Raw genomic sequence first — 10,428 nt, 5'->3', positions numbered from 1 at the left:
CTGGTACCTGAGCATCGTTGGCAGCACCTTGCTGCTCGCCTATGCCATTTACCGCCAGGACCCGGTGTTCATCGCCGGGCAGGCGTTTGGCTCCCTCGTGTATTTTCGCAACCTGCAGTTGATTGCCAAAAGCAGAAGCGTGAAGGAATAAACCATGCGTAGTTCGTTGTCGCCCAGGGTCGAATGCCTGGGCCTGATGCTGCTTGCCCTGTTGCTGATCGGTGCGGGAATGGGGCTGCGCCAGGCCCAGAATGTGGATGAGGAGCGTTTCCTCGGCGTCGCACTGGAGATGCTGCAAAACGGCTCGTGGTTGATCCCGCACCGGGCCGCCGAGATCTACGGCGACAAGCCGCCGATTTTCATGTGGACGGTGGCGTTCTTCACCTGGCTGACCGGCAAGCCCAACATCGCCCTTTATATCCCGGGCCTGTTTTCGGCCGTGACGGTCACGGCGATGGTCTATGACCTGGGTCGTCGCCTGTGGACCCAGCGTACCGGGCGCAACGCCGCGCTGTTGTTCCTCGCGACATACCAGACCTACAGCATCCTGCGCACCGGTCAGATCGACAGCCTGCTGATTCTGTTCACTTCCCTGGGCCTGTACGGTCTGGCGCGACACCTGCTGCTGGGACCTGCGTGGCGCTGGTTCTACGCGGGCTGCGCGGCCATGGGCATCGGCGTGATCACCAAGGGCGTGGGTTTTCTGCCGGCGCTGTTGCTGATTCCTTATGCCTATGCGGTGCGCAAAGGCTGGCCCGGTGTGGTGGCCATGCCCGGCGAGGCGCGCAAGTGGTTGCTGGGGTTGGCGCTGATGCTCGCGGCGATTGCGATCTGGTTGCTGCCCCTGGCCTTGTCCATCCTCTTCAATGGCAGTGCAGACGAAGTGGCCTATGCGCGGGAGATCCTCCTGCACCAGACCGCGGGTCGCTATGCCGCCGCGTGGCATCACCGCGAACCGTTCTGGTACTTCTTCACCAACGTGATTCCGCAGTACTGGCTACCGCTGGTGCTGGTGCTGCCATGGCTGGTGCCCGCCTGGCGCCGTCAGTTGCAAAAACGTGACGGCCGGGTCCTGGTATTGCTCGGTTGGGTAGCGCTGGTGGTGCTGTTTTTCTGCATCAGCAGCGGCAAGCGCAAGTTGTACATTTACCCGGCGCTGCCTGGGCTGGTGCTGGTCGCCGCGCCGTTGATTCCGTGGATGCTCAAGCGCTGGTTCAAAAGGCACCCGCGTTTGCGCCGGGTGTTCCCGGCACTGGTGGCGACCTGGTTCGCGTTGTGGTTCGCCCGTGGTTTCATCGAACCGCTCAAGGAAGGCACCAACATCGATCAGGTGCTCATGACGCAGGCGGCGACCATGACCCAGGGCGCCGATCTGGTGCTGGTCAACTGGGAAGAGGGGCACTGGTTGTTTGCCCGTCAGCCGATCGTGCATTTCGGCATGGACTATTCGTCCATTGAAAAAGCCGCGCTGTACCTGCGCGAACACCCCAAGGCCTACGCCTTGGTGCCGGATGACGTACTGAACCAGTGCTTCAAACCCGAAGCGGCCCGTGAACTGGGCGAAAACTCCCGGGCGAACTGGTCGATCGTGGGCGCGGATGCCGACACCGGCAAATGCCTGCCGCAAGAAGCCAGCAAAGCGTATCGGTTCACCTGGAATGACCCGCATATGCCAGCGCAGCCGGCGCAGGTGGCCAATCCCTGAGCAGCAAAAAAGGGCCGCTTGAAAAAGCGGCCCTTTCTCTTCGTTCGTCGCCTGTCACTGACTGGCGTCCAGCACCACGCGGTAGCGCGCCTTGCCACTGCGCAGATGATCGATGGCTTCGTTGATCCGGCTCATGGGAAACATCTCGACCTGCGGCAGGATCTGATGGCGTGCGCAGAACTCCAGCATGGTAGCGGTGTTGGCGGGTGAGCCGACCGGTGAGGCGGACAGGACTTTTTGCTGGGGAATCAGGTTGAACACGTGCACCGGAATGGCATCGGGCACGACGCCGACAAAGTGCAGGCGACCCTTGCCGCGCAGGGTGGCAAGCATGGCGGTCCAGTCGAGGTTGGCGTTGGCGGTGACCAGGAGAAAATCCAGGGTGCCGGCTATGGCATTGAGTGCATCGGTGTCGGTCGAGGCGACCACCTTGTGCGCGCCCAGGCGCCTGGCTTCGTCCTGCTTGCCGAGCGATGAGGTGAACGCCGTGACTTCGCAGCCCCAGGCGTTGAGAAAGCGCAGCGCCAGGTGACCGAGGCCGCCGATGCCTACCACGCCGACCCGGTCAACGGGCTTGATGCCGAATTCCACCAGCGGGTTGAACACGGTCGAGCCAGCACAGAACAACGGCCCGGCCAGCGCCGGGTCGAGCCCGTCCGGAATCGGCAGGGCCCAGGCCCAGTGCGCGCGAATGCGGTCGGCAAAGCCACCGTTGCTGCCGATGATGGTCGGTTGCACGGTGCGACACAGGTTATGGGAACCTTCGATGCATGAGGTGCAATGCATGCAACTGCCCTTGTACCAGCCGATGCCCACCCTTTGCCCCATCTCCAGGCCGTGCACCTGGGCGCCCAGCCGCACGATACGGCCGACCACTTCGTGGCCGGGAATGAACGGGTAGTGGCTGATACCCCAATCGTTGTCGATCAGCGACTGGTCGGAGTGGCAGACGCCGCAGTACTCCACGGCGACTTCCACCTCATCGTTTCCCAACGGGCCGGGATCGTAGCTGTAGCGTTCCAGTGGCGCGCCCGCTGCCGTGGCGGCCCAGCCGGTAAAGGTAGTGAGTTCGCTGCTATCGCTCATGGGACACCTCCAGATCAGAAGTCAGGGGTTCTTGGCCGCTCGGGTGCAGTGGCGGAGCGAGGAAAGTGTAGCGGGTTGCCGGCGTTCCATCGGGTACGATCCCGGATACTTGAACATACAAAGGCGCCCGATGTGGACACAATGCAGATACATGAGCGCGGTTTCATGGCCCAGGTCCGACGTTCACAGAGAGATCAGCCATGTTCCGCAAATTGCAGCAGGTCGCCAGACTGTTCAGCCAGAGCGCCCGACTGATGGTCGGCGTTCCCGAGTACGACAACTACGTGGCGCAGATGGCCCGCAACCATCCGGGCGAGCCGGTCATGAGTCATGAGGCGTTTTTCCGCGAACGCCAGGAAGCGCGTTTTGGCCGGGGCAAGTGCAATACTCGGTGCTGTTGAGGGCATTGGACGTATGCGCGGGTTTTTTGTGGCCTGCGCATACGCCCGCCACGGTCACTGTCCGAACAAGGGGCGATTGGCCCGTACGAAGCCAGCCACCGTTTGCGGCGCTTGACCGGTGATCTGCCCGATCACGCCATCCACTCCGGCAAAGATCCCGTTCTGGTAATCGACAGCCACCGCGAGGAAGTGCTGGATGACAAATTCCGGCAGATCGTAGGTCTGCAGGTGCTGGCGATATTCCTCCAGCGTCGACGGACTGTAGGTAATGGTGCGGCCGACGATGGCGCTGATTTCCTCGGCGATTTGCCCATGGCTCAGTTCGACCGGGCCGCACAGCGGGTAGGTCTTGCCGATATGACCGGACGGCTGTGTCAGTAACCTGGTGATCACACGGGCCTGGTCTTCGGCGGCAATCGGTGCGTGCCGCCCGTTACCGTACGGCAGCGTTATTCTGTTTTCCTTGACGATCTGATCCAGTACCCACGGAAAAATCAGCCATTCGGAAAAGAATGTCGGGCGAATGTGCACCACAGGCACGCCCGACCAGTCGAGCACGCGCTCGGCGATCCAGTGGTCGCGGGCGGCATGGCTCAGGGAGTCTTCCCGGGCGGAAATCTGCGACATTTCCACCACCACCTCGACGCCTGCGCGCCGTGCGGCATCGGCAAAGTAGGCGGTCGCCTGAATGTAGCCGGGGCGAACCGGGTAGCACAGGTAAGCGCCGGTCACACCATCCATGGCACGCAAAATGTCGTCATGTTCCAGCAGGTCACCAACAACAATTTCCGCGCCCTCGTTCTGCAATGCGGCGCTGCGTTCGTCCAGCTGATGCACGAAGGCCCGCACCGCATGACCTTCATTGAGCAGATGGCGGACGGTATGGACGCCGGTTTTACCGGTTGCCCCGGTGATGAGGTAGGTATGTGGCTGCATGGTCGAGTCTCTCTGTAAAAAACCGATTGGATTGGATCAGCTGTCGAAGGGCGCGTTGTCGATCAGGTCGCAGACATTCGGGCAATCGAAACCATGGATGTGGCGACGCCCGACATCCGCGAGCCCGGTGCCAATGGCCGTATGGGGTTTCTTCCTCGCCACTTCGGCAATGGCCTGCGTAAAGGCCGCTTTCATGCCGATGCGGGGGTAGAGCGCGAGCGTGTCGTCGACCAGCGAGGGGGTGATTTCATCCAGGTGCAGCCCCATGACATCGACATGGGCACCCAGATAGATCAGGGCGATTTCCGGCTGTTTGCGGTCGGCGATGCCGGCGCTGGAGTGCAGGGCGATCGCATCCCAGACCTGTTCGGCTTTTGCCTGCGCATAACCGTTGGCCAGGAGAAAACGACGGGCGGCATCGGCGCCATCGACTTCAAAGCGCTGGTCGGCGGCAAACTCGGGCGTCAGCCCCAGATCATGCAGCAGTGCCGCGAGGTAGACCGTTTCCCGGTCGTATTGCAAGCCCCGGCGCTGGCCGAGGAATTCGGCAAACCACCACGTCCGGTGCACATGATGCAAAAGCGCCCTGGAGTGGACGCGCTCCACGAGCGCAGCGGCTCTGCGGGCCAGCTCGGAGTCTGGCGCGCTGAAGCCGCCGATGTTGATGGGTGTATTCATGTTGCCTCCCGGGGATGAAGATGACTTGACGTTCACTCTAGGGATTTGCCGGGTGGCACAATTGACTATTTCCAGATGATTTGTGCCAATATTGGCGCCTTGAACGTGCAGGAGTCAGCCGTGACCCACAAGACAAAACCCGGCCAGCCATCGATTGGCCACACGCCAAAACGCATCGTGATACTGGGCCTGCCACCCGTGGACGGGCTCGATGTGATCGGCCCGGCCGAGGTGTTTTCCCTGGCGAACACTCTGCACGAGGGAGCGTTCGCACCCTATGTACTTGAGCTGGTCTGCGCGGGTGGCGACCCGCAGATGGCCAGTAGCACCGGCATCGGGCTCATGGCCCACACGACCCTTGATCACGAGCGCCGTGCCAACAAGTCCATCGACACGCTGATCGTGGCGACGGGCTGGCAGGCCATCGATCAACTGGACGGGGCGGCCATTGAATGGATTCGCACGAGGTCACAAAGCGTACGTCGGGTGTGCTCGATCTGTGTCGGTGCGTTTGCCCTGGCTGGCACAGGCCTGCTGGACGGGCGCCGGGCGACGACTCACTGGCGCATGGCGCGGGACCTGGCCGAGCGTTATCCCAAGGTGCAGGTCGATCCGAATCCGATCTGGATCAAGGACGGTAACGTCTATACCTCGGCCGGCATCTCGGCGGGCATCGACCTTGCCCTGGCACTGGTCAGCGAAGACCTGGGGGATGACGCCGCGCTGGACATCGCGAAAAACCTGGTGCTGTTCCTGCGCCGTCCTGGTGGGCAGGCGCAGTTCAGTGTCGCCCTGCAATCGCAGCAGGTCCCCGGTTCAAATCTGGATGAGCTGCGCCACTGGATCAGCGAACACCTGGGTTCACAACTGACCGTGGAAATCCTCGCGGATCGCTTTGCCACCAGCGTCCGAACCTTGATACGGACCTTCCAGCGGGAATTGCAGACCACGCCGGCCAGGTACGTTGAAGACGTTCGGCTGGAAGCGGCTTGCCGGGAGCTCGAACTGGGCGGGCGCTCGATGGAAGAGGTCGCACGCCGATGCGGTTATCACAGCGTCGACGTGCTGAGGAAGGTTTTCGTCCGGCGCCTTGGCGTGAGCCCCAGAGAGTACGCGCAACGTTTCGCGCCAGACGCGGGGTAGAGCGCCCGAAGCTTTCGCACCGGGCTTTCCCGTAACCTGCGGCCTAGTCGAGGGGCTTGCTGGCCGTTTCCTTGACCAGCGCCAGCCCTATCAGGGTCAGGCACAGGCACGCCATGACATACAGCGCCGGGGCGTTGTTGTTGCCGGTCAAGCCGATCAGCCCGGTAGCGAAGAACTGCGCGAAGCCGCCGAACACTGAGACGCCCAGGCAATAGATGATCGACAACCCGGTGGCACGAATCGCCCGCGGGAACAGTTCAGTGATCAACACCAGGGTTGGCACTGTGATCAACACCAGCAACAAGGTGGTGAGCAACGAGACGGCCAGCAACATGCCGAGTGTCGGAAACCGGTTCATCAGGATGAACACGGGGTAGATCAGCAACAGCATGGGAATGCTGCCCAGGGCGATGGTGCGGCGCCGGCCGATCCGGTCGCTGAGCCGGCCGGCCCAGATCGACAGGCTGATCTGCACCAGTGCACCAAGGCAAGCAGCGGTGGTGCCCATGGTCATCGGCAGGTGCAGCACCGTGACCGTGTAGTTGGTCATGTAATCGAGCACGATGTAGCTGGACGCGGTGCTGCCGATCACCAACAGCACGCCAGTCACGATCAGGCGACGATAGTCGCTGAAGATCACCCGGATGCTGGATACGGCTTCGTGACCTGGTTCGGCGGAGGTTTCCTTGAGGTGGCGACGGATGTAAATGCCGACCGGAATCACCAGCATTCCCAAGGCAAAAGGCACCCGCCAACCCCAGCTCTCCAACGCCTCGGGAGACAAGGTCGAGCTCAGGGCCAGCGCCACGAGTGCCCCCAGCAGAAAACTCAAACCCTGGCTGAACAGCTGCCAGCTGCCATAGAAACCACGGCTTTTGTCATCGGCGTATTCCATCAGCATCGCCGTCGAGGCGCCGACTTCACCGCCGATGGCGAAGCCCTGAATCAAGCGTGCCAGCACAATGATCAGCGGCGCGAAGAAGCCGATCTGCGCATACGTGGGGGCTATGGTGAACAACAGCGAACCCAGTGCCATCAGCCACAGGGTCAGCATCATCGCCGGTTTGCGTCCGGCCCGGTCGGCATAGGCCCCCAGCACCAGGCCACCGATGGGGCGCATGCCGAAACCGACGCCAAACGTGGCCAGCGACAGCAACAATTGCCCGAGCGTGCTCTCGACCGGGAAAAACTGGCGACCGATGAGCGTGGCGAAGAAGCTGTAGACGGAGAAATCATAGAACTCGAGACCGGAGCCGATGGTGATGGCGGCGATGGCTTTTGCGCCAATCGGCCGACGGGCAGCAGTGGCACCGGGCAGGGCAGTAGAAAGGGGAGTGGACATGGGGCGAACTCCTTAAGACGAGGGCGATACCGGCAGGTTTTTGAGGGATCAGGCCAGGAAGGCCTCGACCAGCCGCACCCAGTAGCTCGCACCCGTCGCCAGGCAGTCGTCGTTGAAGTCGTAGCCGGGGTTATGCACCATGCAGCCGCCTTCGCCATCACCGTTGCCGATCAGCAGGTAACAGCCTGGGCAGTGCTCGAGCATCACGGCAAAATCCTCGCTGCCGGTCAGTGGCTGCATGTTCGCGATCAAGCCTTGTTCGCCTACCCAATCGAGCGCTACCTGCCGGGCGAACCCGGTACTGTCGGGATGGTTGAACAGTGCCGGAAAACGTTGCGCCTCATCGACCGTCACCGTGGCGCGTGCGCCGAAGCTCACCGCCTGGGCTTCGGCCACGGCGGTGATCCGTGCAATCAGCTCGTCGCGTACTTGCGCCTTGAGTGCGCGCACGCTCAGTTGCAACTCGGCATGATCGGGAATCACATTGGCCGCAATCCCGGCATGAAATGCGCCGACGGTGACGACAGCGGTGTCGAGCGGCGCGACATTGCGCGAGACGATGCTCTGCAACGCCATGACGATGGCCGAGCCGGCCAGCACCGGGTCAACGGCCTTGTGCGGCATGGCGCCGTGACCGCCGACGCCGTCGACCCGAATGCTCACGGTATCGGTCGAGGCCATGAACGGACCGGCGAGGAAACCCAGTTTGCCCGTCGGCAGCCCCGGCATGTTGTGCATCGCAAACACCGCATCGCAGGGGAACAGCTCGAACAAACCGTCATCGAGCATGCGCCGGGCACCACCGTCGCCTTCCTCGGCGGGCTGGAAAATCACCACCAGCGAGCCGTCGAACTCACAGCTCTCGGCCAGGTAGCGGGCGGCCGCCAGCAGCATTGCCGTGTGCCCGTCGTGACCGCAGGCGTGCATCACCCCCTCGTGGCGGCTGGAGTAGGGCAAACCGGTCTGTTCGATGATTGGCAGCGCATCCATGTCCGCTCGCAGGCCGATCGTCTTGCCGCTGGTGCCTCGGCGCAGCAGCCCGACCACGCCGGTGCCGCCCAGGCCCCGGTGCACTTGATAACCCCAGGCCTGGAGTTTGCCTGCCACCAGGTCGGCGGTGGCGAACTCTTCAAAGCTCAATTCCGGGTGGGCGTGGAGGTGTCGGCGCAGGGCGATCATCTCTTCTTCGAGCGCACTAATGCCGGGCAGGGCGGGCAAATCGATCATCAGATTTTCCTCGTTTTTATTGGTCGTTTTCGGCTGTTGGACTGATACCCTGCGATGCTAATGAGTTGGCGAATGCCGCGGCAGTCGCAAAAAAGCTGGGCTGAAAACCGCTGGTTTACACCCGGTGCATCAGGAGGAAGGGATGAAGCTGCATCAATTGCGGGCGCTGGTGATGATTGCCGATTGCGGCAGCATCCGTGCGGCGGCGCGGCAACTGGGGGTGTCGCAGACGGCAGTGGCCAAGGCTTTGCGCGAGCTGGAGGAACACTTGAACCTGCCGCTGCTGGTGCGCAATGCCAGCGGTGTGGTGCTGACCACCTACGGTCTGTCGCTGTTGCAGCATGCGCGGCAGATGCTCAGCCAACTCGAACGCGCGCAACTGGAACTGGCACACCTGAGCGATCAGGCCGAGGGGCAGTTGCGCCTCGGCATTTCGCCGTGGATGGGCATGACCCTGTTGCCCGAAGTCGTGACGCTGTTCCGCCAGCGCATGCCACGGGTACGCCTGGAGATTTTCGAAGGCTTGATGGCGGTGACGTTGCCACGTTTGCGCGACGGCACCATGGAGTTTGCGGTGGGGCTGGTGTCTTCGTTATTGCCGCGCCCGGAGTTTGTCAGCGAGCAGATTTTTTCGTATCGCATGGCCGTCGTCGCCCGCCATGGGCATCCGTTGTGTGAAAGCCGCTCCATCCACGAATTGCTCGACCAGGATTGGGTGGTCAATTACCCGGATGCCAACCACGAAGGTTTGATGACTGAGCTGTTCTGGCAGCACGGCGCGCAGATCGACATGCAGCACATCCACCGCGCGCATTCACCGCAGCTGACGCTTGCACTGGTCGAGCAGACCGACATGCTCAGTTACTTTCCGGAGCCGATGCTCACCATCCCGGGCTACCGCGAACGGGTAAGGCGCCTGGCTCTGGAGGAGAGCTTTGCCACCGACACCATCGGAATCGTCACCGGGCGCAACGCCCAGTTGGGTGTGGCCGCACAATGCTTCGTCGACTGCCTGTTCCAGGTCATCCGGCGCCGCGCCCGGTCGGCACGGCCGGAGGATGTCGAGCTGTTCGATACGCTGGAACTGTTGATCTGAGGGGCTCAGAGCGCCAGATCGATCACGAAGGTGTCATTGAAATCAGGATTTTCGTTGATGCCATTCCTGGCATAGCCCCGGGGGTTGCAGACCACGCGGGTGTTGCCCACCCGATAATCAAAACTGCCATGGGTATGGCCATGCAGCCACAGTGCCGGCTGCCAGTCCTTGATTCGTGCTTCGAGGTCCGAGACAAAGCTTGAGTTGATCGGCGAGCCGGCAAACGCCGGACCGATGCTCGACCGTGTCGGGGCGAAATGGGAGACCACCACCGTGGTGATGCGGCTGTCGCGGGTGAAGCAGTCCTCCAGCCAGGCGACCGTCTGCAGAAACACCAGCTGAGAAATGGCGGGCGTGAACAGGTCTGGAAAATCGGGGGCGATCTTGATGTGGCTGAAGTCACGGATCAGTCGGGTCGCCATATCGATACCCAGCGCCCGGTCTTCAGCGCTGTCGAGCAGACGATGGTCAGACCACAATGTGCAACCGAGAAAACGCACGCCATTGTGGACGTACTCCGAACGCTCCAGAACGTGGATCTGCGTGCCTTGCGCCAGGCTGTTCAACTGTTCGTAGGTGGACACCAGGTCACTGCCGTAAAACTCGTGATTGCCCGCCACGTATACCAGCGGAACCGGGCATGCCTTGGCCCACTCGATGGCCTTGGCCGGCCGGGCGATATCCCCCGCGAGCACGACAATATCGGCATCCACGACGGGAAAAGGAATTGCGTTGACGGACAGGTGCATGTCGGACAGCAAGGCGATGCGCATTGATCAACTCCGGCTGGTTTCGAAGGGCAGGTCATTCAAGT

At 62.1% G+C, this 10,428-nt stretch carries 11 protein-coding genes; 5 read left to right on the top strand and 6 right to left on the bottom strand.

Annotated elements, in window-relative coordinates; genetic code table 11:
* Together CAF65_RS26950 and CAF65_RS26945 are read left to right on the top strand one after the other, a co-directional pair.
* Window positions 1–151, top strand: a 151-nt coding sequence (locus CAF65_RS26950; protein ID WP_178076750.1) for a lipid-A-disaccharide synthase N-terminal domain-containing protein, incomplete at its 5' end; no start/stop codon positions are given.
* Between the two features lie 3 nt (window positions 152–154).
* Window positions 155–1,705: a glycosyltransferase family 39 protein gene (locus tag CAF65_RS26945; protein WP_085719025.1), complete on the top strand. Its 1,551-nt coding sequence runs from the start codon at window positions 155–157 to the stop codon at window positions 1,703–1,705.
* A 54-nt stretch (window positions 1,706–1,759) separates the two neighbouring features.
* Here the strand turns inward: CAF65_RS26945 and CAF65_RS26940 are convergent, their stop codons facing one another.
* Window positions 1,760–2,791: an NAD(P)-dependent alcohol dehydrogenase gene (locus tag CAF65_RS26940; RefSeq protein WP_085719024.1), complete on the bottom strand. Its 1,032-nt coding sequence runs from the start codon at window positions 2,789–2,791 to the stop codon at window positions 1,760–1,762.
* Between the two features lie 200 nt (window positions 2,792–2,991).
* On the opposite strand from CAF65_RS26940, the gene CAF65_RS26935 reads away from it, so the two are divergent.
* Window positions 2,992–3,192: a YbdD/YjiX family protein gene (locus tag CAF65_RS26935; RefSeq protein ID WP_085719023.1), complete on the top strand. Its 201-nt coding sequence runs from the start codon at window positions 2,992–2,994 to the stop codon at window positions 3,190–3,192.
* Between the two features lie 54 nt (window positions 3,193–3,246).
* Here CAF65_RS26935 and CAF65_RS26930 read toward each other — a convergent pair whose 3' ends face one another.
* Both CAF65_RS26930 and CAF65_RS26925 read right to left on the bottom strand, forming a co-directional pair.
* Entirely contained in the window at window positions 3,247–4,128 is an 882-nt protein-coding gene (locus CAF65_RS26930) for an NAD(P)H-binding protein (RefSeq protein WP_085719022.1), read from the bottom strand.
* 36 nt (window positions 4,129–4,164) lie between these two features.
* A complete protein-coding gene (locus CAF65_RS26925) occupies window positions 4,165–4,806 on the bottom strand; it encodes an HD domain-containing protein (protein WP_085719021.1) in 642 nt (213 codons plus the stop codon).
* A 120-nt stretch (window positions 4,807–4,926) separates the two neighbouring features.
* Between CAF65_RS26925 and CAF65_RS26920 the strand changes: the two genes are divergently transcribed.
* Window positions 4,927–5,949 (top strand): GlxA family transcriptional regulator, encoded by a 1,023-nt coding sequence (locus tag CAF65_RS26920; RefSeq protein ID WP_085719026.1) that lies wholly within the window; start codon window positions 4,927–4,929, stop codon window positions 5,947–5,949.
* A 43-nt stretch (window positions 5,950–5,992) separates the two neighbouring features.
* On the opposite strand, the gene CAF65_RS26915 is transcribed toward CAF65_RS26920, so the two are convergent.
* Together CAF65_RS26915 and CAF65_RS26910 are read right to left on the bottom strand one after the other, a co-directional pair.
* A complete protein-coding gene (locus tag CAF65_RS26915; RefSeq protein WP_085719020.1) occupies window positions 5,993–7,291 on the bottom strand; it encodes an MFS transporter in 1,299 nt (432 codons plus the stop codon).
* 48 nt (window positions 7,292–7,339) lie between these two features.
* Window positions 7,340–8,518 carry a M20 aminoacylase family protein gene (locus CAF65_RS26910; RefSeq protein WP_085719019.1) on the bottom strand — a complete coding sequence of 393 codons (1,179 nt, stop codon included), beginning with the start codon at window positions 8,516–8,518 and terminating at the stop codon, window positions 7,340–7,342.
* Between the two features lie 142 nt (window positions 8,519–8,660).
* Between CAF65_RS26910 and CAF65_RS26905 the strand changes: the two genes are divergently transcribed.
* Window positions 8,661–9,614, top strand: a complete 954-nt coding sequence (locus CAF65_RS26905) for a LysR family transcriptional regulator (protein WP_085719018.1) — start codon at window positions 8,661–8,663, stop codon at window positions 9,612–9,614.
* Between the two features lie 5 nt (window positions 9,615–9,619).
* Here CAF65_RS26905 and CAF65_RS26900 read toward each other — a convergent pair whose 3' ends face one another.
* Window positions 9,620–10,387, bottom strand: a complete 768-nt coding sequence (locus CAF65_RS26900; protein ID WP_085719017.1) for a metallophosphoesterase — start codon at window positions 10,385–10,387, stop codon at window positions 9,620–9,622.
* Between the last annotated feature and the right edge of the window lie 41 nt (window positions 10,388–10,428).

The sequence above is a fragment of the Pseudomonas sp. B28(2017) genome (genome assembly GCF_002113025.1).
Lineage (GTDB): Bacteria > Pseudomonadota > Gammaproteobacteria > Pseudomonadales > Pseudomonadaceae > Aquipseudomonas.
The sequence above is the reverse complement of the archived record's forward strand: the minus strand, read 5'-3'. Positions and strand labels throughout refer to the sequence as shown.

Bases quoted from the DNA above. Each gene is read 5' to 3' on its own strand.
- CAF65_RS26945 (WP_085719025.1), top strand. From the start codon at position 155: ATGCGTAGTTCGTTGTCGCCCAGGGTCGAATGCCTGGGCCTGATGCTG.
- CAF65_RS26940 (WP_085719024.1), bottom strand. From the start codon at position 2,791: ATGAGCGATAGCAGCGAACTCACTACCTTTACCGGCTGGGCCGCCACG.
- CAF65_RS26935 (WP_085719023.1), top strand. From the start codon at position 2,992: ATGTTCCGCAAATTGCAGCAGGTCGCCAGACTGTTCAGCCAGAGCGCC.
- CAF65_RS26930 (WP_085719022.1), bottom strand. From the start codon at position 4,128: ATGCAGCCACATACCTACCTCATCACCGGGGCAACCGGTAAAACCGGC.
- CAF65_RS26925 (WP_085719021.1), bottom strand. From the start codon at position 4,806: ATGAATACACCCATCAACATCGGCGGCTTCAGCGCGCCAGACTCCGAG.
- CAF65_RS26915 (WP_085719020.1), bottom strand. From the start codon at position 7,291: ATGTCCACTCCCCTTTCTACTGCCCTGCCCGGTGCCACTGCTGCCCGT.
- CAF65_RS26910 (WP_085719019.1), bottom strand. From the start codon at position 8,518: ATGATCGATTTGCCCGCCCTGCCCGGCATTAGTGCGCTCGAAGAAGAG.
- CAF65_RS26905 (WP_085719018.1), top strand. From the start codon at position 8,661: ATGAAGCTGCATCAATTGCGGGCGCTGGTGATGATTGCCGATTGCGGC.
- CAF65_RS26900 (WP_085719017.1), bottom strand. From the start codon at position 10,387: ATGCGCATCGCCTTGCTGTCCGACATGCACCTGTCCGTCAACGCAATT.